General features: G+C 34.1%; 19 protein-coding genes. 11 read left to right on the top strand and 8 right to left on the bottom strand.

The features are described from left to right. Positions 1-183: 183 nt before the first annotated feature. The 7 genes from P2Q73_RS13805 to dnaA all read right to left on the bottom strand — a co-directional run bounded on the left by P2Q73_RS13805 (position 184) and on the right by dnaA (position 10,077). Entirely contained in the window at positions 184-1,290 is a 1,107-nt protein-coding gene (locus tag P2Q73_RS13805) for an HD-GYP domain-containing protein (protein ID WP_275788180.1), read from the bottom strand. Between the two features lie 112 nt (positions 1,291-1,402). Then, positions 1,403-3,928, bottom strand: a complete 2,526-nt coding sequence (gene gyrA, locus P2Q73_RS13800; RefSeq protein WP_053591126.1) for a DNA gyrase subunit A — start codon at positions 3,926-3,928, stop codon at positions 1,403-1,405. 27 nt (positions 3,929-3,955) lie between these two features. Then, on the bottom strand, positions 3,956-5,878 hold the full coding sequence (gyrB, locus tag P2Q73_RS13795) for a DNA topoisomerase (ATP-hydrolyzing) subunit B (RefSeq protein ID WP_053592251.1): 1,923 nt from the start codon (positions 5,876-5,878) through the stop codon (positions 3,956-3,958). 101 nt (positions 5,879-5,979) lie between these two features. Beyond that, the gene (gene recF / locus P2Q73_RS13790) at positions 5,980-7,095 is read right to left on the bottom strand and encodes a DNA replication/repair protein RecF (protein ID WP_053591127.1); all 1,116 of its coding nucleotides are present in this window, start codon (positions 7,093-7,095) and stop codon (positions 5,980-5,982) included. Between the two features lies 1 nt (position 7,096). Next, positions 7,097-7,324, bottom strand: coding sequence for a S4 domain-containing protein YaaA (gene yaaA / locus P2Q73_RS13785; protein ID WP_053591128.1), 228 nt, complete (start codon positions 7,322-7,324; stop codon positions 7,097-7,099). A 100-nt stretch (positions 7,325-7,424) separates the two neighbouring features. Further along, positions 7,425-8,561, bottom strand: coding sequence for a DNA polymerase III subunit beta (gene dnaN, locus P2Q73_RS13780; RefSeq protein WP_053591129.1), 1,137 nt, complete (start codon positions 8,559-8,561; stop codon positions 7,425-7,427). 172 nt (positions 8,562-8,733) lie between these two features. Then, positions 8,734-10,077: a chromosomal replication initiator protein DnaA gene (gene dnaA, locus P2Q73_RS13775; protein WP_053591130.1), complete on the bottom strand. Its 1,344-nt coding sequence runs from the start codon at positions 10,075-10,077 to the stop codon at positions 8,734-8,736. Positions 10,078-10,578: 501 nt separating this feature from the next. Between dnaA and rpmH the strand changes: the two genes are divergently transcribed. From rpmH to P2Q73_RS13720, 11 genes are all read left to right on the top strand, one after another. Further along, entirely contained in the window at positions 10,579-10,713 is a 135-nt protein-coding gene (rpmH, locus tag P2Q73_RS13770; RefSeq protein ID WP_053591131.1) for a 50S ribosomal protein L34, read from the top strand. 63 nt (positions 10,714-10,776) lie between these two features. Continuing rightward, positions 10,777-11,121, top strand: a complete 345-nt coding sequence (gene rnpA / locus P2Q73_RS13765; protein ID WP_053591132.1) for a ribonuclease P protein component — start codon at positions 10,777-10,779, stop codon at positions 11,119-11,121. 71 nt (positions 11,122-11,192) lie between these two features. Then, entirely contained in the window at positions 11,193-11,963 is a 771-nt protein-coding gene (yidC, locus tag P2Q73_RS13760; protein WP_053591133.1) for a membrane protein insertase YidC, read from the top strand. Further along, positions 11,960-12,700 (top strand): RNA-binding cell elongation regulator Jag/EloR, encoded by a 741-nt coding sequence (jag, locus tag P2Q73_RS13755; RefSeq protein ID WP_053591134.1) that lies wholly within the window; start codon positions 11,960-11,962, stop codon positions 12,698-12,700. Before yidC ends, jag begins: the two co-directional genes overlap by 4 nt. Positions 12,701-12,983: 283 nt before the next feature. After that, on the top strand, positions 12,984-14,369 hold the full coding sequence (gene mnmE / locus P2Q73_RS13750; RefSeq protein WP_053591135.1) for a tRNA uridine-5-carboxymethylaminomethyl(34) synthesis GTPase MnmE: 1,386 nt from the start codon (positions 12,984-12,986) through the stop codon (positions 14,367-14,369). A 22-nt stretch (positions 14,370-14,391) separates the two neighbouring features. Further along, positions 14,392-16,281, top strand: coding sequence for a tRNA uridine-5-carboxymethylaminomethyl(34) synthesis enzyme MnmG (gene mnmG, locus P2Q73_RS13745; protein ID WP_056831435.1), 1,890 nt, complete (start codon positions 14,392-14,394; stop codon positions 16,279-16,281). A 23-nt stretch (positions 16,282-16,304) separates the two neighbouring features. Beyond that, positions 16,305-17,021, top strand: coding sequence for a 16S rRNA (guanine(527)-N(7))-methyltransferase RsmG (gene rsmG, locus P2Q73_RS13740; RefSeq protein ID WP_053591137.1), 717 nt, complete (start codon positions 16,305-16,307; stop codon positions 17,019-17,021). A gap of 202 nt (positions 17,022-17,223) precedes the next feature. Further along, positions 17,224-18,096: a nucleoid occlusion protein gene (noc, locus tag P2Q73_RS13735; RefSeq protein ID WP_056831432.1), complete on the top strand. Its 873-nt coding sequence runs from the start codon at positions 17,224-17,226 to the stop codon at positions 18,094-18,096. Between the two features lie 137 nt (positions 18,097-18,233). Continuing rightward, positions 18,234-18,995: a ParA family protein gene (locus tag P2Q73_RS13730; RefSeq protein WP_053591139.1), complete on the top strand. Its 762-nt coding sequence runs from the start codon at positions 18,234-18,236 to the stop codon at positions 18,993-18,995. Next, complete coding sequence (locus P2Q73_RS13725; protein WP_056831430.1) at positions 18,988-19,824, top strand: ParB/RepB/Spo0J family partition protein; 837 nt, start codon at positions 18,988-18,990, stop codon at positions 19,822-19,824. The genes P2Q73_RS13730 and P2Q73_RS13725 overlap by 8 nt, the downstream gene beginning before the upstream one ends. Positions 19,825-20,062: 238 nt before the next feature. Next, a complete protein-coding gene (locus P2Q73_RS13720; RefSeq protein WP_056831428.1) occupies positions 20,063-20,770 on the top strand; it encodes a DUF554 domain-containing protein in 708 nt (235 codons plus the stop codon). Here the strand turns inward: P2Q73_RS13720 and yyaC are convergent. Beyond that, a complete protein-coding gene (gene yyaC, locus P2Q73_RS13715) occupies positions 20,726-21,325 on the bottom strand; it encodes a spore protease YyaC (protein ID WP_056831425.1) in 600 nt (199 codons plus the stop codon). The genes P2Q73_RS13720 and yyaC overlap by 45 nt on opposite strands. Between the last annotated feature and the right edge of the window lie 66 nt (positions 21,326-21,391).

Raw genomic sequence — 21,391 nt, 5'->3', positions numbered from 1 at the left:
TAGTCTATCAAGCTATATGTCTTAACGTTTTGCATGTTCAGTTTTCAATGTTCATGTTGCCGTCTTGTTTTGACGACTTCTCTATAATACCAAGATACGATACACATGTCAATACTTTATCTAAATAAAATATAAAACTCTTTCATTATCATTAAAAGTAAGGAAAGAGTTCTCTCTATATTATTATACAAGTGCTTCAATATAAAACGATCGTTTTGCATTTAAATCAATTATCTCACCATTTTCAGTTAATCGAATCATCGGTCGGAATGGTGAATCTCTATGTAAAAAAACTACTTCTCCTATTTCTCCATTCGATAAAAGTACTCGAGTTGAAATAGGTACTGCACCTACAAGAGATATTAAAGCATTTACAACTTGAATATTATACTTACCAAACTCTTCTTCTTTAATCATTTCTAATACTTTAAAAGGAGAACTTTTTGCTCGATAGATCCTTTCGGAAGTCATTGCATGAAAAACATCGGCAACAGCAATTATTTGTGAATAAATCGATACATTTTCCATTTTTTCACCCTTTGGATATCCGCTACCATCTAATCTTTCGTGATGTTGAAAAATAGCAAGCTTCATCTCAGGTTTAAGTAATGGACTGTCTTTGATCATCTGAAAACTATAAATTGTATGCTTCTTAATCTCTGAAAAATCCGCTTCTGTTAAGTGAGACTTTTTATCTCTAATTTTTGAATTTACCTTTGCCATACCTGTATCAGCCATTAAACCGGCAGTTGCTATTTGAATAATTTCACCATTAGAATAGTTTAACTTCTTTGCTATCGCACCAGAAAGTATCCCTACAGCGATAGAATGATGAGCAATATATTTTTCTTTTGTAGAATAGTTATTTAAATAAAAAAGAGATTGTCGATCAGCCGATGCTCTTTCTACTAAAGGCATAATGATATTTCGTAGCCTAGCTACATCAACCTTCATTCCAGATTCCCATGCTAAAAATTCCTTATGATAATTACTAACGGCTTCGTTATATAATTGAGCAAAGTTTGTTTTAATTTCTGGTGCATTATTTTCTATTATAGTTTTCTTGGCTTTTTCATCGTTTAGTCTCATTATCTCTTCATCAGATCTATTGAACATATTATCTATAGTTACTGGAACTTTGTTTATATTAAAAGCACGTAATACTTGTATATGCTCTCTCAATATTTTCGTATCTTTTCGAATAATAGGAGTCTTTGTATTTACTAAGATATCTTCCGCAATTGTGCTGCCTAATCTTAGTTCTTCTAGATTCTCTAATATATAATCCAATGTATTCACTCCTTTTGTCCTTTTAATTTCCTTAATTATACTAAATTTTCACGATTTTTGTATATGCAAAAAAACACCCCTAAGCAAATATGTTTGCTTAGGGGTAATTTATTTACTCATTTTCTTCGATTGATGATTCTTCTACTTCATTAATGGAATCCTCGGTCTCCACTTCATTTATAGAATCCTCTTCTCCTATTTCTTCATCATCTTCTTTTTTCACTTTAGCTACGGTTGCTATTAACTCATCTCCTGCTAATCTCATTAATCGGACACCTTGAGTGCTTCTGCCTGTTACAGAAATATCATTAACATCCATACGAATGAGCATACCATTTATAGTAATTAGCATTAAGTCTTCTGTTCCATCTACTGCCTTAACTGCACATAATGGGCCATTTTTTTCGGTGATTTGACAGGTTTTAACGCCCATTCCACCACGGCTTTGTAAACGGTATTCGGATTCTGGTGTACGTTTTCCGTAACCATTTTCAGTTACAACTAAAATTTCTTGACCAGGTTCAATAATTTCCATACCTACTACATAGTCGTCATCTTTTAGTCGAACACCTCTAACACCACTAGCGGTTCTTCCCATTGATCGAATATCTGTTTCTTCGAATCGAACTAATTTTCCTTGACGTGTTCCGATAATAATCTGCTTGTTTCCATCTGTTAAACGTACAGCAATCAGCTCATCTTCGTCACGTAAGGAAATAGCAATCAATCCATTTGCTCGAATATGAGCAAAACCAGAAACAGGAGATCGCTTAGTTACACCATGTTTAGTCGTGAAGATGAAATAATTATCCTCTTCAAATGATGCCATTCGGATCATCGCTGTAACTTGTTCATCTCTTTCGATACCTAGCAAGTTAACAATCGGTAATCCTTTCGCTGTTCTTCCGTATTCAGGAACTTCAAACCCTCTTGCACGATACACTTTACCTTTGTTAGTGAAAAATAAGATTGTATCATGGGTAGATGTGTACAATAGATGCTCTACAAAATCATCCTCGTTCGTACCCATCCCTTGAACTCCACGGCCACCACGTTTTTGACTCTTGTACGTATTTGCAGGTAATCGTTTAATATACCCTTTATTTGTTAAAGTTAAAACAGAATTTTCAACTGGAATCAAGTCTTCATCCTCTAAAACTTCTGCTCCTCCTGCAACAATTTCAGTTCTACGTTTATCGGCATAACGATCTTTTATTTCTGTAATTTCTTCTCTAATAATTTCAAGTACTCTATATTCATTTGCTAATATAAACTTCAACTCTTCAATTAATTTAACTAATGAATTATATTCTTCTTCAATTTTGTCACGTTCCAAACCAGTCAAACGTTGTAAACGCATATCCAGGATTGCTTGAGCTTGTCGTTCAGATAAATTGAATTTCTCCATTAGTCCATTTTTCGCTTCTTCTCCTGTTTGAGAAGCTCGAATTAATGCAATGATTTCATCAATATGATCTAACGCAATACGTAAACCCTCTAAAATATGTGCTCGATCTTCAGCTTTATTTAACTCAAATTGTGTACGGCGACGAATAACTACTTTTTGGTGTTCAAGATAGTAGTAAAGCATTTCTTTTATGTTTAAGACTTTTGGTTGGTTATCTACAAGTGCTAGCATATTTACACCAAAACTAGATTGTAGAGCAGTTTGTTTATATAAATTATTTAATAATACATTTGAGTTAGCATCTTTTCGAACTTCTATAACAATTCGCATACCATTACGGTCAGATTCATCTGCTAAATGGGTAATGCCATCAATTTTTTTATCTCGAACGAGCTCTGCGATTTTCTCGATTAAGCGTGCTTTATTTACTTGGTACGGTAATTCTGTAACGATAATTACTTCTTTACCACTCGCTTTTTGTTCAATTTCAACCTTAGCACGAATTAAAACTGATCCTCTACCTGTCTCATAAGCGCGACGAATACCACTTCGCCCTAAAATGATACCACCAGTTGGAAAGTCAGGACCTGGAATAATAGACATTAGCTCTTCAATGGTAATTGCAGGGTTCTCAGATAATGCTAGAACTCCATCAATTATTTCTCCTAAGTTATGAGAAGGGATATTAGTTGCCATCCCTACTGCAATCCCAGAAGCACCATTTACAAGCAAGTTTGGATATCTACTAGGCAATACTACTGGTTCTTTTTCTTGGCCATCATAGTTATCTTTATAGTCGATTGTGTTTTTATTGATATCTCGCAACAACTCTAGTGCAATCTTAGACATACGAGATTCTGTATAACGCATGGCAGCTGCTCCGTCTCCATCAACAGACCCAAAGTTACCATGGCCATCTACTAACATATAACGATAACTAAAATCTTGAGCCATACGTACCATCGCTTCGTAAATAGAGGAGTCACCATGTGGATGGTATTTCCCCATTACGTCTCCTACTATACGAGCAGACTTTTTATGAGGCTTATCCGGTGTATTCCCCAATTCTTGCATACCATATAAAATTCGACGATGAACGGGTTTTAAGCCGTCACGAACATCTGGTAATGCACGGGATACAATTACACTCATTGCATAATCAAGGAAAGAAGTTTTCATTTCTTGACTAATATTGATCCCTTTAACACCTTTATTCGGTATTTCCGACATTCTCAAGACCTCCAGTCACACACTTACTTAAATATCTAAATTCTTCACATATACTGCATTTTCTTCTATAAATTGACGTCTTGGTTCTACGTCCTCACCCATTAATTGTTCAAATACAGCATCAGCTTCCATGGCATTATCTAAGTTTACTTGAAGCAATGTACGAACATCTGGATCCATTGTCGTTTCCCAAAGTTGGTCTGCATCCATTTCACCCAAACCTTTATATCGTTGAATATTAGGTTTCGATGTTTTAGGTAAACGATCTAAAATTTCTTTTAATTGTTCGTCGTTATAGCAATATTCTACATGCTTCCCTTGTTTTACTTGATATAAAGGTGGCTGTGCAGCATATACATAACCTGCCTCGATTAAAGGTCTCATAAAACGGAAGAAGAAAGTAAGTAATAAAGTACGAATATGAGCTCCATCGACATCAGCATCGGTCATAATAATAATTTTGTGGTAACGGGCTTTTTCTAAAGTGAATTCTCCGCCTATTCCAGTACCTAATGCAGTAATCATCGCTCGAATTTCAGCATTTCCAAGTATTCTATCTAAACGTGCTTTTTCCACGTTTAATATTTTCCCACGTAATGGCAAAATAGCTTGGAAGTGACGATCTCGTCCTGATTTTGCTGATCCACCGGCAGAGTCACCTTCTACGATGTACAGTTCACTTTCTGCAGGAACACGAGATGAACAATCCGCTAATTTCCCAGGTAGACTTGAAACTTCTAAAGCTGATTTTCTTCTTGTAAATTCACGAGCTTTTTTTGCGGCAACTCGAGCTCTTGCAGCCATCAAGCCTTTATCGACTATTTTTCGAGCAACCTGAGGATTTTCTAATAAAAATCGATCAAATCCTTCGGAAAATAAGCTGTTCGTAATAGTACTAACTTCTGAGTTTCCTAGCTTAGTTTTAGTTTGTCCCTCAAATTGAGGATCTGGATGCTTAACAGATACTATCGCAGTTAGTCCTTCACGAACATCATCACCTGATAAATTGGTATCTGCCTCTTTTAACAAACCATTTTTTCTAGCATAGTCATTGATGATACGAGTAAGGGCTGTTTTGAATCCTGACTCGTGTGTTCCACCTTCATACGTATTAATATTATTTGCAAAAGATAAAATATTAGATGAATATCCCGCATTATATTGCATAGCAATCTCAATAGAGATTCCTTCTTTTTCACCCTCAACAAATATTGCTTCTTCTGTAATAGGTTCTTTTGATTTATTTAAATCTTCTACGTATGATTTTATTCCGCCTTCATAATGATATTTAATGGACTTTTCTTGGCCTTCTCTTTCATCCGCAATTGTAATTTGTAATCCACGATTCAAATAAGCCAATTCTCGAACACGATGAGCCAAAATATCAAATTCATACACAGTTGTTTCGGTAAAAATTTCAGCGTCCGCTTTAAATCGTGTTGTTGTTCCATTTTCTTCGGATTCTCCGATAACTTCTAATGGGGAAATGACATCTCCACGTTCAAATTTAATACGATGAATTTTTCCATCTCTCTTAACATATACTTCTGTATACTCGGAAAGTGCATTTACAACAGAAGCACCAACACCATGTAGTCCACCGGATACTTTATAGCCTCCACCGCCAAATTTACCACCAGCATGGAGAACAGTCATGATAACTTCAACAGCAGGCTTACCCATTTTTTCTTGTGTGTCGACAGGGATACCTCGTCCATTGTCTTCTACTCGAATCCAATTGTCTTTTTCTATTGTAACAATAATATGATCACAATAACCTGCAAGTGCTTCGTCAATACTGTTATCAACGATTTCCCATACAAGATGGTGAAGTCCCTTTGAACTAGTTGTACCAATATACATACCCGGACGTTTTCTAACAGCTTCTAGTCCTTCTAACACTTGTATCTGATCAGCATCATAATGTGATTCTAATTCTTTTTCTTCCATAGCCAACTTGCTCACCCACTCTTTCATTACTTCAATAATGGTGAATAAAAAATTATTAATATATTATAAATCCTAAAAACTAATATTCAGTATTTAGATTATTATTTTATTACGACTGCACCTTGTTCCACATGAAACAATTGTGCTTGTTGAATCGTTTCATGTGTAAGACCATCTACACTTGTAGTAGTAACAAATGTTTGAACGTCGCCTTGTATAGTATTTAACAAATGTGACTGTCTATAATCATCCAATTCAGATAAAACATCATCCAGCAATAAAACAGGAGCTTCACCTACCTCCTGTTTTATCAATTCAATTTCCGCAAGCTTCAACGATAATGCAGTTGTACGCTGTTGTCCTTGAGATCCATATGTTTGTACATCGTAGTCATTAACAAAAAACTGAAGATCATCTCGATGAGGACCAGTAAGGGTTATGCCTCTATCAAGTTCTCTTTTTTGGCTTTCAAATAATTTCTTTTCTAGAAATTCTTTCATCTCACTTTCAGTCCACTCTGCATGTATACCAGAAGATGTTTGATAGGAAACGGTCAACTTTTCAAGACCTCTAGAAATACCAAGATGAATTGGTTCAGCCCATTTTTGTAATAATTCCATGAACTGATATCTTTTTTGAATAACTTTTATAGCTGCATCTATATATTGTTCTGTATATACATCAAACATGACATCGTTTAACAGTGATTTCCCTTGATGCTGTTTTAAAATATGATTGCGTTGTTTTAATATCTTTTGGAATTGAAGTAAATCATGTAAATAAACAGGGGAAATTTGTCCGATTTCCATGTCAAGAAATCGTCTTCTGACTTGTGGACTACCTTTTACTAAGTATAAATCTTCTGGAGCAAACATAACGACATTCAACTGTCCAATGTAATTACTAAGCTTCGTTTGCTCAAGGTGGTTAACTTTAGCTTTTTTACCTTTTTTTGATAATAATAATTCTAAAGGTAAACGACCATATTTTTTTTGAATGTCACCTTTTATTTTACCATAGTCTGCTTCCCAGCGTATCAATTCTTTATCATTAGCTGTTCTATGAGACTTAGCCATTGATAAAACATAAAGAGATTCCATTAAATTTGTTTTTCCTTGCGCATTTTCTCCGATAAAGACATTAATTTTAGAGGAAAAATCCAATTGAATTGAATCATAATTACGGTAATCTTTTAATTCTAATCGTTCAATGTACATATCAATCCCCGTTCTCTGGTCCAACCATTTGGAATCTTCCTACTCCTGGAATATTCACTATATCTTTATTTCGAAGTTTACGTCCTCTTCGTTGATCCACTTCACCATTTACATAAACAATATTTTCGCTTAAAAACCACTTAGCCATTCCACCCGAATCTATTGCATCCGTCATTTTCAATAATTGACCAAGTGTGATAAATTCTGAGTCAAAACGAATCTCTTCCAAAAGTAATTCAACCTCTTCTCATTTTCATTATCCCTTCATTTTACTCTAAATCAGCAAATAAGTAAAAAAAAGATAGCCACCTTTGTGACTATCAAAAATATTAATATGTTCTTACTGGTAATATAAGTTGCAGGATGGAGTCATCATGGACCGACTTCAATACAAAAGGTCTCATTGCTCCTGAAAACAGAATTTTTATGTCTTGTCCATCAATTGCTTTTAATGCATCCATCATATATTTTGCACTAAAGGAAATTTTTAATTCTTCTCCCTCAATTGACTCCGCTTGAATTTGTTCTTCTACATTTCCGATTTCCGGTGAATTGGATGATACCTCAACCAGACCCTGTCCAATCGTTGTAAAACGAACTACATTGTTTCTTTCTTCTCTAGCGAGTAAAGAAGCACGATCAATTGCTTGCAATAATGATTTACCGTTTACGATAATCGTCGTTTTATATTCACTAGGTATTAATCTGGAAGTATCCGGATAGTTTCCTTCAAGTAATCTAGAATAAAACAAAACATCTTCCGTTTTAAACAAAATTTGTTGTGGCGTAATGACGATTGCTACTTCTGAAGAAGTCTCTTCTAAGATTTTGTTTAATTCATTTAGGCTTTTACCTGGAATAACCACAGTATATTCTTCGTTAGGTAAGTCTTTGACAGCTGTTTTTCTTCTAGCAAGACGGTGACTATCTGTCGCTACACAATGAAGTTCCCCATCTTTTACTACCCAGTTAACACCAGTAAGTACAGGGCGACTTTCAGAAGTTGATACAGCAAACACTGTCTCTTTAATAATTGATTTTAATAAATCAGATGGGATGAAAAATTGATGATTCTCTTCAATCTGTGGAAGTAATGGATACTCAGATGCATCAAGTCCAATTAAATTAAATTCAGATTTACCTGATCGTATATGTGTTTGAAATTGGTTTGTTACTTCAATCTCTACATCATTTGTTGGAAGTTTACGTACAATTTCATTAAAGACTCTTGCTTGTAAAACAATGGAACCAGTTTCTGTAATTCGTATAATTTGTTCTCCGTTTTTCTCTACAGGAATAAATGTCTGTATGGTGATATCTGAATCACTTCCGGTAATGTAAAGTCCTTTATCTAAAACTTCTAATTTTAACCCAGTTAATATTGGAATTGTTGTTTTAGAACTTACTGCTTTCATTACATTATTTAATCCTTCTAACAAACTATCTCTTGCTATATCGAATTTCATTTTGTTACCTCACTTATATAATTATTATTTATTTAAAAGAATAATAGATATAGTAATAGGGCCTGTGGATTTGTTGATAACTCTATTTTTATCTACTTACGACTACTTATCCACATGTGCATAAGTTGTGTTTAAACAGGATAACATTTTAGGAACTTATCCACAAATTGTTTTAACGTCCTAAAATAGATTTTATTTGTTTAAGGTCATCTTGTAAGTTTGCATCATCTTTTAACATACGAGCAATTTTCTCGTGAGCATGAATCACAGTCGTGTGATCACGTCCCCCGAATTCTTCTCCTATTTTAGGCAAAGAAAAATCTGTAAGCTCTCTCGAGAGATACATAGCAACCTGTCGAGGAAATGCAATAGATTTAGTTCGTTTTTTAGCACTAAAATCTTCTAACCTTATATGAAAATGTTCTCCAACGACTTTTTGTATATCTAAGATTGTAATTATTCGTGGACGAGCGTTTGGCATTATATTCTTAAGCGCCTCTGCTGCTAATTCCGTATTAATATCTTTATTTATAAGAGAAGAATAAGCCACTACTCGTATTAGAGCCCCTTCAAGTTCTCGAATATTCGAATCAATTTGATTTGCAATATAAGCCATTACATCATCCGAAATATCTAATCCATCTGCTCGTGCTTTTTTACGCAAAATAGCAATCCTTGTTTCTAAGTCTGGTGGTGCAATATCAGTTATTAAACCCCATTCAAATCGGGAACGAAGACGATCCTCAAGTGTTGGGATTTCCTTTGGAGGTCGATCACTTGAAATAACAATTTGTTTTGATTCTTCATGTAAAGCATTAAAAGTATGAAAAAATTCTTCTTGAGTTGATTCTTTTCCTGCAAGGAATTGAATATCATCTATTAAAAGCACATCGATATTACGATATTTGTTGCGGAATTCGATTGTTTTGTTATCCCGAATAGAGTTAATAAATTCATTTGTAAATTTTTCAGAAGATAAATAAACCACTTTTGCATTTGGATTGTGTTCTTGAACATAATGACCAATCGCATGCATTAAGTGGGTTTTACCTAATCCTACTCCTCCATATATAAATAGAGGATTATATGCTTTTGCCGGTGCTTCTGCTACAGCCAGTGATGCAGCATGTGCAAAACGGTTACCAGATCCAATGACAAAAGTATCGAATGTATTTTTTGAATTTAACATACCAGGTGAAAAATCAGGTTGGTCTCCATTATTTGAAGGAACTTTCGGTTTAGGAACTTCAAAGTCGTCAAAATCCTGATTTTTAGGAACAACAAATGAAATAAGTAGTTCATTTCCTGTTAACTCTGTTAATATTCCGGCAATTAGATGAATATAATGATTTTCAAGCCAATCCCTTGCAAATGAATTAGGAGCAGCTATCGTTACTGTTTCTCCTTTATATGAAAGTAGCTTGGTTGACTTTAACCAGGTTTCAAAACTAGGTTTGGATGTCTTTTTTTCTACTTCAGAGAGAACTTTAGCCCATAGTTCTTCTAAATGTTCCAATAATCTAATCTCCTTTTCTTAAGATTAATAAATATGTATAAAATAAAAAAAGAATAAGATATACACAAATCCACCGACTGTGGATAAATATTATAAACGTATGTGCAAAAAACTTATCCACACATTATTAACAGTTGTGGATAAAAATAAGATGCAGTTTTGGTTTAGAAAAGTAAAACACAAATATCGTACCAAAAAAATGAAGAGATTACAAGAGATTTAAGAGTTATCCACAATAGTTCGATTATTAACAATTATAGTTGTCCACAAGGTATGATTATGTTAAAAACATGTTCATAAGGTTTGTGGATAATTTTTTTCGTGTATTTTTTATGCACAATGGTTCGTGAAAGGAAATTATAATCTGTGGATAACCAAGTTTCAATATGAATGAGGGAGATAGCAAAAAAACAATTGACAAAAGCCGTGCATCTTATATATAATATCGTAGACTGTCTAAAGTAGAACTTTTAAGATGATCATTCAGGAGGTGTCATATAGATGAAACGTACATTCCAACCAAATACCCGTAAACGTGCTAAAAACCACGGTTTCCGCGCACGTATGAGTACTAAAAACGGTCGCCGCGTATTAGCAGCACGCCGTGCCAAAGGAAGAAAAGTATTATCAGCATAAGTCCACTGACCATTTCAGTGGTCTTTTTTTCTTTTATAACGATGAGTTGGAGCAGGTGAACCGATGAATAAGAAACAACGAGTAAAAAAGAATAAAGACTTTCAAACAATATTTAAAAAAGGGAAGTCCTTTGCAAATAGACAATTTGTTGTTTATTGCTTAGAACATGAAGAAGATTTTTTTCGTGTAGGTCTATCTGTTAGTAAGAAAGTTGGAAATGCAGTAGTTCGTAATCGTATTAAGAGGTATATAAGACAAACCTTTTTAGAATTAAAAGATGAAGTAAATACAAATATGGAATATATTATTATCGCTAGAAATCCAGCGGCCAAATTAGACTTTCATGAAACAAAGAAAAGTCTTGAACATGTATTAAAAATTGCTAAGGTAATAAAGAAGAAAAACTAGTGAAGATTTTCTGTTAAATGGTAATATAGAATGAATGGATATATATATAAGAAGTATTAGGGGGAAGAAGGTTGAAAAAAAAATTATCATTATTAATTTTACTGCTAGTAACAACTGTATTTCTAGCAGGTTGTTCGGAATTTAATGAGCCAATCTATTCAAGTTCAGAAGGGTTTTGGAATGAGTATATCGTTTGGCCATTAGTTTCAGCAATTACGTACTTCAAAGGAATACTTGGTACATATGGTTTAGGAATTATTGCGGTAACAATTATTATACGTTTAGCAATCCTACCATTAATGATCAAGCAAACAAAAAGCTCTAAAAATATGCAAGAAGTTCAACCAGAATTACAAAAATTAAAAGAAAAGTACAGTTCAAAAGATGCTGTAACACAACAAAAATATCAACAAGAAATGATGGCTCTATTTAAAGAAAGAGGAGTTAATCCAGCAGCAGGTTGTTTACCAATATTTATTCAAATGCCGATTCTAATTGGTTTTTACCATGCAATTAGTCGAATGAATAATACCCCTGAAATTAACTTAGGTAGTTTTTTAGGATTTGCACTTGCAGATCCAAGTATTGTTTTAGCAGTACTTGCAGGTCTTATGCAATTGATCGTTTTACGTACAGGTCCAGCGATGGATAATCCTCAAATGAAAATAATGATGTATATTATGCCATTTATGATTATTGGTTTTGGTATCGTATTACCAGCAGCACTAACATTGTATTGGGTAATCGGTAATATTATTTCTATCATTCAAAATTTATTCATTTATAAACCTTGGAACAAACCAAAGGCTGAGCCAGTCAAAACGGGAGGGGCAAAAAAATGAATCAGATTACGCAAACTGCACCTACAAAAGAAGAAGCTATAACTGTTGCATTACAAAAACTTGGTGTATCAAAACAAGAAGTAACAATTACAGTATTAGATGAAGGTAAAAAGGGTTTTCTAGGATTTGGAGCAAAACCTGCAGTTGTTCAAGTAACTGTTCGAATAAATGAAGAAAAAGTAGAAGAAGTGCATGAACCAGAAGTGGAGACACTCGAAGTAAACGATGAAACAGAGATTTCTCCAAGTACTTCAAATGAAGTGGACAATCTAGAAGGTACGAATCACTTAGCAATTGAAGAAACAATTAACTATATTAATGAAATAGCAAAAGAAATGAAGATTGATGATTTAGAAATCAATCAAACAAAAGAAGGAAAATTTGTTTACCTTCAATTAAACAGTAAAAAGGCTGCATTACTTATTGGTAAACGTGGACAAACATTAAATGCACTTGAAAGTTTGGCGCAGCTCGTAGCAAATAAATTTTCTAATTCGTTCATTATCATTAAGCTGGATGTAGGAAACTACAGAGAAAAACGACAAGAATCACTTGAACAGCTTGCAGAACGAATGGCAGATAAAGCAGTTCGAACAGGTAACAAAGTAGAGTTTGAACCGATGACTTCTTTTGAAAGAAAAATAATTCATAATGCATTATCTGTTCGAGTAGATATTGAAACTTATTCAGTTGGAACAGATCCAAATCGATATTTAGTAATCGAGCCAATAAAATAATATAAACGGATTTTAGCTTACGAAAAGCTAGAATCCGTTTTTCTTATTGCTAACTACCTAGACGAAAAGCTCGGCGCAAACCTACCGCAACTCCATTTGTTTGTTTGGGAAGATATTGTGCTTTCGCTTTTCTCTTTGCATGTTGATAACTTTTGATCACTAAATAAAATCATCTATACTTCTGATTTTTGACGATTTGTGTTATTGTTATATGTTAGATAGTCATGTTCGTTTTAACTTATTCACATGTGGATAAGTTAGTATGTAAAGGAGGTGGACACTTGTGGAATTCGATACAATAGCTGCTATTTCTACTCCACTTGGAGAAGGGGCTATAGCAATAGTGAGACTTAGCGGTCCCCATGCAATACAGATAGCAAACAAAGTATTTTATTCACCAAACGGAAAAGATTTACTTGTTCAAGCATCCCATACCATTCATTATGGGCATTTAGTTGATCCAAAGACAGAAGAGGTAGTAGAGGAAGTAATGTTGTCTTTGATGAAGGGACCCAAAACATTTACAAGAGAAGATGTAGTAGAAATTAACTGTCACGGTGGGCTTGTATCAGTGAATCGTGTCCTACAGCTTGTTTTGATTAATGGTGCGAGACTAGCTGAGCCTGGTGAATTTACAAAACGAGCGTTTTTAAACGGGAGAATCGATTTGTCACAAGCCGAAGCTGTCATGGATTTAATAAGAGCTAAAACAGATAAAGCGATGAATGTTGCGTTAGGGCAAATGGATGGGCGATTATCTAGACTTATTAAATCATTGAGGCAAGCACTACTCGAAACATTAGCTCAAGTAGAAGTGAACATAGATTATCCAGAATACGATGATGTGGAAGAAATGACTCTGCCACTAATGATTGAAAAATGTACATGGGTAAGGGATGAAATAGACAAACTATTAGTCACTTCATCGCAAGGGAAAATTCTTCGTGAAGGACTTTCAACGGCTATTATTGGTAGACCGAATGTAGGTAAATCTTCCCTTTTAAATAGTTTAATTCAAGAAAATAAAGCAATTGTGACAGATATAGCAGGAACTACACGAGATATAATAGAAGAGTATGTTAATGTACGTGGAGTTCCGTTAAAATTAGTAGATACAGCGGGTATTCGAGAAACGGAAGATATAGTTGAACGTATTGGAGTAGAAAAGTCTAGGCAAGTACTTAATGAGGCTGATCTTATACTACTAGTTTTAAACAATGCGGAGCAGCTAACAGAAGAAGACCGTAAATTATTTGAAGCAGTTCAGGGTATGGATTTTATTGTTATTATTAATAAAACAGACTTACCTACGTCGATAGATTCTAATGAAGTACAACGATTAGCAGGGGACAAACGTGTAGTTACTACTTCTTTACTACAAGAAGAAGGAGTCGATGAATTAGAAGAAGCAATTGCATCTTTATTCTTCGAAGGTACAATTGAAGCGTCTGATTTAACGTATGTTTCAAATGCACGTCATATTTCTTTACTACATTTAGCAAAAGCAACTGTAACTGATGCCATTGATGCGGCACATGCGGATGTGCCAGTAGATATAATTCAAATTGATGTGACGAGAACTTGGGAAATTTTAGGTGAAATTACCGGGGATACGGTAGAAGAAAGCTTAATTGATCAGTTATTTTCACAATTTTGTTTAGGAAAATAAAATAGGAGAGGAAGTAACGAACATGCCAAACTTTGAAGCAGGCAAGTTCGATGTGATTGTTGTAGGAGCAGGGCATGCTGGAGTAGAAGCAGCACTTGCATCCGCAAAAATGGGTGCTAAAACACTTGTTTTAACAATTAATCTTGATATGATTGCATTTATGCCATGTAATCCATCCATCGGAGGGCCAGCAAAAGGAATTGTTGTGCGTGAAATTGACGCATTAGGCGGTGCCATGGGAAAAGTAATAGATAAAACGCATATTCAAATGAGAATGCTTAATACAGGAAAAGGTCCTGCTGTACGTGCACTTCGCGCTCAAGCGGATAAAGTACTGTATCAAAATGAAATGAAACGACTCTTAGAGGAACAAGAAAACTTAACAATCCATCAAGCAGTTGTAGAAGAATTGCTAGTAGAAGATGATAAAATTATTGGGCTCGTTACTCAAGTTGGAGCTATTTACCACGCAGAAACAGTAGTTATTACAACAGGTACATTCTTACGAGGGGAAATAATTATTGGAGACCTAAAGTATTCAAGCGGACCAAATAATCAACAGCCATCCATTAAATTAGCAGATAGCATTCGTAATTTAGGTTTTGATTTAGTTCGATTTAAAACAGGAACTCCACCTCGTGTAAATAGTAAAACAATTGATTATAATAAAACTGAAATCCAACCTGGAGATGATGTTCCAAGAGCATTCAGCTTTGAGACAACTGAGTTTATAATGGATCAATTACCATGTTGGTTAACATATACAACACTTGAAACGCATGAAATTATTAATGAAAACTTACACCTTTCTCCTATGTATTCAGGTATGATAAAAGGTACAGGACCAAGATACTGTCCTTCCATCGAAGATAAGATTGTACGTTTTAGTGATAAACCACGCCATCAAATATTTTTAGAGCCAGAAGGAAGAAATACTCGAGAAGTATATGTACAAGGACTTTCAACAAGTTTACCAGAGCATGTACAACGTCGCCTGATTGCTTCTGTTCCAGGCCTAGAGAAAGCAGAAATGATGCGTGCAGGTTACGCAATTGAATATGATGCAATGGTTCCAACACAGCTTTGGCCAACACTTGAAACGAAAAAAATTAAAAATCTTTATACTGCAGGACAAATCAATGGCACATCTGGTTATGAGGAAGCAGCAGGGCAAGGTTTAATGGCCGGAATTAACGCCGCTCTAAGAGTTCTTAAAAAAGAAGAAAAAATATTAAGTAGATCTGATGCCTATATTGGAGTATTAATTGATGATTTAGTTACGAAAGGAACAAATGAACCTTATCGTTTATTAACTTCTCGTGCTGAATATCGCTTATTACTTCGACATGATAACGCAGATTTACGTTTAACGGAAATTGGTTACGAAATAGGTCTTATTCCGCAAGAACGCTATGATAAATTTGTGGAGAAAAAACAACGTATTGAAAATGAATTAGATAGACTGCGTTCATTAATGATTAAACCAAATGAACAAACTCAACAATTAATCCGTAGTGTTGAAGGTAGCGAATTAAAAGATGGTATTCGTGCTGCAGACTTATTAAAACGTACAGAAATGCATTATGATTTAGTGGCTCAACTAGCTCCTCCTGAAATGGAATTGATGGAGGAAGAGAAAGAGCAAGTAGAGATTCAAGTAAAGTATGAAGGATATATTGAAAAATCTCTTCAACAAGTAGAAAAGCTCAAAAAAATGGAAGACAAAAAAATTCCTGATCAAATAGATTATGATGAAATTTCAGGATTGGCTACAGAAGCTAAACAAAAATTAAATCAAGTACGACCTTTGTCTATTGCACAAGCATCTAGAATTTCAGGAGTAAATCCAGCAGATATTTCAATTTTACTTATTTATATTGAACAGGGGAAAATTGCAAAAATTTCTGGATAGTCTAAATTGATAAGGAGAACTTCATGAACGAGGAACAATTTATTCAAGCCCTTCACGAAAAAGGAATTGAACTTACGACAGAGCAAGTACAACAATTTAGAAAATATTTTGAAATACTTGTTGAATGGAATGAAAAAATGAATTTAACCGCTATAACAGATGAACCATCTGTATATTTAAAACATTTTTTTGATTCTATTAGTGCATCTTTTTATGAAGATTTTACTGGCTCTTTCTCCGTCTGTGATGTAGGAGCAGGAGCCGGGTTTCCTAGTATTCCTTTAAAGATTTGTTTTCCAAATTTAAAAGTTACAATTGTTGATTCACTAAATAAAAGAATCCAGTTTTTAACTCATCTCAGCAAGGAACTTAATTTAACAAACGTAAATTTCGTCCATGCACGAGCAGAAGAATTTGGTCAAAAAACCGAACATAGAGAAAATTATGATATTGTTACTGCTAGAGCAGTTGCAAGATTATCGGTTCTCGCAGAACTATGCATCCCGTTAGTAAAGGTAGATGGAAGATTTATAGCTATGAAAGCAGCGAGTGCATTAGACGAATTAAATGATGCTAAAAAGGCACTTCAAGTATTAGGTGCAGAGAAAATCGCAGAGTATTCCTTTCTTTTACCGATTGAAGACAGTGAAAGAACGTTGTATGTCTTTTCTAAAACAAAAAGCACACCGAAAAGATACCCTCGAAAACCTGGTATTCCAAACAAAACACCTATTATTTAATCTTTTTTCAAAAGGTTAAAACTTCCGGCGGATGCCATATATTTTGTAAGTAAGTACATTGATCAAGCTGCTTACAAAATATATGCCAAATACGTCAGGGCGTATTTGATTGAGGAACGTTCCACGTGAAACATTTATAGTATTGTAGTTTTATATAGTGAATATTTAGCGTATAGAGTTTCGAAAAGGTGGTGCTTGTTAGATGAAAAGTCCTTTTTCTCGTTTTTTTGGAAGTTCCGAAAAGCAAGGACAAGATGAAATTGTGGAACAACCACAAAGTCATATTGAAGAAGTAGTTAATATTGCGATTGATAAGATTGTGCCGAATAGATACCAGCCTAGAACAGTTTTTGATGATGATAAAATTGAAGAGCTGGCTAGAACTATTCATACACATGGTGTTATTCAACCAATCGTTATTAGAAAGATGGATGACGATAAATACGAAATTATTGCTGGTGAACGTAGATTTAGAGCTATGTCAAAGCTTCAATGGACAGAGGTACCAGCAATAGTTCGTAATTTAAATGACAAAGAAACAGCTTCTATTGCATTAATAGAAAACTTACAACGTGAAGAGTTAACGGCAATAGAAGAAGCTGTTGCTTATCAAAAGCTATTAAAGTTGCATGAAATAACCCAAGAGGCATTAGCACAGCGTTTAGGGAAAGGACAATCAACTGTTGCAAATAAACTAAGATTGTTAAAATTACCTGAGGAAGTTCAACAAGCAATTATGAGGAAAGATCTTTCTGAAAGGCATGCTCGTGCTTTAATGCAAATTAAAGAAAAAGAAATGCAAATAGAGTTAATGAATACTTCTATAGAAAATCATTGGAATGTAAAGCAACTAGAAGAGCATGTGGAGCAAATATTAAATCCACCAAGTAAGGATATTAAAAAAACTCTTAAGCCTAAACGTAAGGCTATTAGTAAAGATGTTCGAATAGCATTGAATACGATTAAACACTCATTGTCTATGGTAACTAAAAGTGGTATTAGTATTAAAACAGAAGAAGAAGATACCGAAGAATTTTATCAAATTACAGTAAAAATACCTAAAAAGAAATCATAATATATTTATATTTTACTTAAACTCTCTCAACTAAATGTGAGAGTTTTTTTTTTGTAACAAGAATAACACCCAAATTTCATTGAAATTTGATAGAATGTAAATAGAGTAATATAAAACGAGAAGAAGAGGGTGCAAGAGTGGGAAGAATTATTGCAATAGCCAATCAAAAAGGTGGTGTAGGAAAGACTACTACATCCGTAAACTTAAGTGCCTGCCTTGCTTATTTAGGAAAAAAGGTATTACTTGTCGATATTGATCCACAAGGAAATGCTTCTAGTGGAGTTGGGGTAAACAAAGGCGATGTAAATCAGTGTATATATGATGTATTAATAGATGACGTTAGCGTTTTAGAGACAATACAGGAAACAAAAGTGGAAAATTTACATATTGTTCCCGCTACTATATCTTTGGCAGGTGCAGAAATAGAGCTCGTTTCAACTATTTCAAGGGAAGTAAGATTAAAAAGAGCCCTACAAGAGGTAAAAGACAAATATGAATATATCATCATTGATTGTCCACCATCATTAGGGTTATTAACGATTAATTCTCTAACTGCCTCCGATGCTATTATTATTCCTGTTCAATGTGAGTTTTACGCATTAGAAGGGTTAAGCCAACTTTTAAGTACGATTAGACTAGTACAGAAACACTTAAATAAAAACTTAGAAATAGATGGAGTTCTATTGACTATGTTTGATGCACGAACAAATTTAGGTATTCAAGTAATTGAAGAAGTTAAAAAATACTTCCAAGAGAAAGTATATAAGACAATCATACCTAGAAATGTTCGTTTGAGTGAAGCACCAAGTCACGGAGAACCGATAATAATTTATGATCCAAAGTCTCGTGGAGCAGAAGTATACTTAGATTTAGCGAAGGAAGTGATTCGTAATGGCTAAAGCATTGGGTAAAGGACTAAATGCATTTTTTCCAGAGGAAGATTTGAAAGCTGAAAAAGTAGATAAAATTAGTTTAGATAAAATTAAACCTAACCCATATCAACCAAGAAAAATTTTTGATCAAGAAGCAATGAAAGATCTTTCTGAATCCATAAAAGAACATGGTGTATTACAGCCAATCATCTTACGTAAAAAAGGCTCAAAATATGAAATTGTCGTTGGTGAAAGAAGATTTCGTGCATCTGAACTAGCTGGACAAGATGAAATACCTGCTGTCATTCGTGAATTAAATGATCAGCAAATGATGGAAATAGCCATTCTAGAAAATCTTCAAAGAGAAGATTTAACACCTATAGAAGAGGCAGAAGCTTATCAAAACTTAATGGAAAACCTAAATTTAACGCAGGAACAGCTTGCTTTTAGATTAGGTAAAAGCCGTCCTCATATCGCTAATCACATTAGATTGTTATCACTTCCTGAAGAGGTAAGAAATGCAATCACAAATGGTGAACTATCCATGGGACACGGTAAGGCGCTATTAGGATTAAAAAAGAAAAAGAATATTCCTTTAATCATGTTAAAAACATTAAAAGAAAATTTAAATGTTAGACAATTAGAAGCACTTGTACAACGCTTAAATGAGAATGTTCCACGTGAAACAAAACCTACTGTAAAAAAGGATATCTTTACTATTGAGAAAGAATCAGAATTAAGAGAAATATTCGGAACTCCGGTCTCTATTGTTAAAAACAAAAACAAAGGTAAGATAGAGATTGAATTTTTTTCAGAGGATGATTTAGAAAGAATATTACAACTATTAGAAGATTAAATTCAACCTATTTCTAGTATCTAGAAATAGGTTGTGCTTTTAATAGATTAGCATTTTATATTTTTGAAGCTTCTCTGTTGTAATGTACAGATTTCCTAAAGGGGCGACTTAGCCCTTTAGAGTCTATGTGCATTGTGCCTACAGCATCATTCTTCATATCATTAATTAGAAATAACAGAGTCATTATTAATAGACATTAAGCTCTTCCAATTCGAGAAGAAGGAATGAGGAAATAGATATGGTTTTACTAGGAACTATTGTTAATGCACTATTAATAATAGTGGGTGCAATAATAGGTAGGTTTTTAAAAAATATTCCTGAAAATATGAAGCAGACTGTAATGTATGCGATCGGGATAGCAGTAGTCGTTTTAGGGATTCAGATGGGTTTGGAGAGTACTAATTTTGTACTTATTATTATTTGTTTAGTATTCGGTGGAGTAATTGGAGAATGGATTGACATAGACAAATGGTTAAATAAATTAGGCAAATACATAGAACAAAAATTTGGGTCTAAAACTGCCGAGGGAGGCAGTATTGCACAAGGATTTGTTACTGGTACATTAATATTTGTCATCGGAGCAATGGGAGTACTTGGAGCATTAAATAGCGGACTTCAAAATGACCATGAATTGTTAATTAGTAAGGGAATAATAGATGGTTTTACATCTATTATACTTTCTGCAACTCTAGGGATCGGTGTCTTACTCTCAGCCATTCCAGTAGCAGTATATCAAGGTGCAATTGCATTATTCGCTACTCAGATAACAAAATTAATTCCAGAAGCTGCACTTGAATTATTTATACAAGAAATGACAGCGACTGGAGGGATAATGATTATAGCTATAGGATTAAATTTACTTGGATTAACAAAAATTAGAGTAGCAAATTTACTGCCTAGTTTAGTTATAGTTGCGATTGCTGTTACTTTTATTTATAATTTTTAAATTATATCTATGCCATGCGAGTAAAAGTGCGCGAGAAATAACTTTACCCATTTCAAATGTTATGTTTAGACGCGTACTTTGTAGTACATTATATTCCATAAAGCCTCCAATATTTACGACTGCTTTAATGGAAATCTCACCGATAGGTGGTAATTCTTTTTTGACTGCTTTTCCTGGATATAAGGGACCTGGATGTACAATTATTTGACCGATGTTCCCTGAATTACCAAGACAAGCATCAATGGCAATAATAAAAGGTTTCGATGGGGAATCAAGTAATTCTTGTGTTATTTCCTCAATATTTAAAGCGTGTAATGGATTGTCGAGTGTTCCAACAATCTGAAAAGGAAAAGAAGAAAGCTGTGTTAAGAAAGAGCCTGTCATTGGTCCGAGTGCATCTCCTGTTGAACGATCAGTTCCAATGCAACAAAAAACTAAGTTTGGATGATCAAAAGGGATTTGATCTAAGAAAAAGTTGCTTAGTTTCCATACAACGCCTGTTTCTTTATAATTGATAGTAGATGATTCTTTTATCTCTGCTGCTTGAAAATTCATATAGAGACTCACTTTCTTTTTTAAAACAGTATATGTAAATAAGAAACTATTTATTCAGAAAGGTGA

The sequence above is a fragment of the Bacillus sp. Cr_A10 genome, assembly GCF_029222665.1.
Lineage (GTDB): Bacteria > Bacillota > Bacilli > Bacillales_A > Planococcaceae > Psychrobacillus.
This window is presented reverse-complemented; position numbering and strand designations above follow the sequence as displayed.

Coding starts and splice junctions, on each gene's coding strand:
- noc (WP_056831432.1), top strand. CDS start 17,224: ATGAAAAGTCCTTTTTCTCGTTTTTTTGGAAGTTCCGAAAAGCAAGGA.
- P2Q73_RS13725 (WP_056831430.1), top strand. CDS start 18,988: ATGGCTAAAGCATTGGGTAAAGGACTAAATGCATTTTTTCCAGAGGAA.
- rsmG (WP_053591137.1), top strand. CDS start 16,305: ATGAACGAGGAACAATTTATTCAAGCCCTTCACGAAAAAGGAATTGAA.
- gyrB (WP_053592251.1), bottom strand. CDS start 5,878: ATGGAAGAAAAAGAATTAGAATCACATTATGATGCTGATCAGATACAA.
- dnaN (WP_053591129.1), bottom strand. CDS start 8,561: ATGAAATTCGATATAGCAAGAGATAGTTTGTTAGAAGGATTAAATAAT.
- jag (WP_053591134.1), top strand. CDS start 11,960: ATGAATCAGATTACGCAAACTGCACCTACAAAAGAAGAAGCTATAACT.
- gyrA (WP_053591126.1), bottom strand. CDS start 3,928: ATGTCGGAAATACCGAATAAAGGTGTTAAAGGGATCAATATTAGTCAA.
- recF (WP_053591127.1), bottom strand. CDS start 7,095: ATGTACATTGAACGATTAGAATTAAAAGATTACCGTAATTATGATTCA.
- mnmG (WP_056831435.1), top strand. CDS start 14,392: ATGCCAAACTTTGAAGCAGGCAAGTTCGATGTGATTGTTGTAGGAGCA.
- P2Q73_RS13720 (WP_056831428.1), top strand. CDS start 20,063: ATGGTTTTACTAGGAACTATTGTTAATGCACTATTAATAATAGTGGGT.
- rnpA (WP_053591132.1), top strand. CDS start 10,777: ATGAATAAGAAACAACGAGTAAAAAAGAATAAAGACTTTCAAACAATA.
- rpmH (WP_053591131.1), top strand. CDS start 10,579: ATGAAACGTACATTCCAACCAAATACCCGTAAACGTGCTAAAAACCAC.
- yyaC (WP_056831425.1), bottom strand. CDS start 21,325: ATGAATTTTCAAGCAGCAGAGATAAAAGAATCATCTACTATCAATTAT.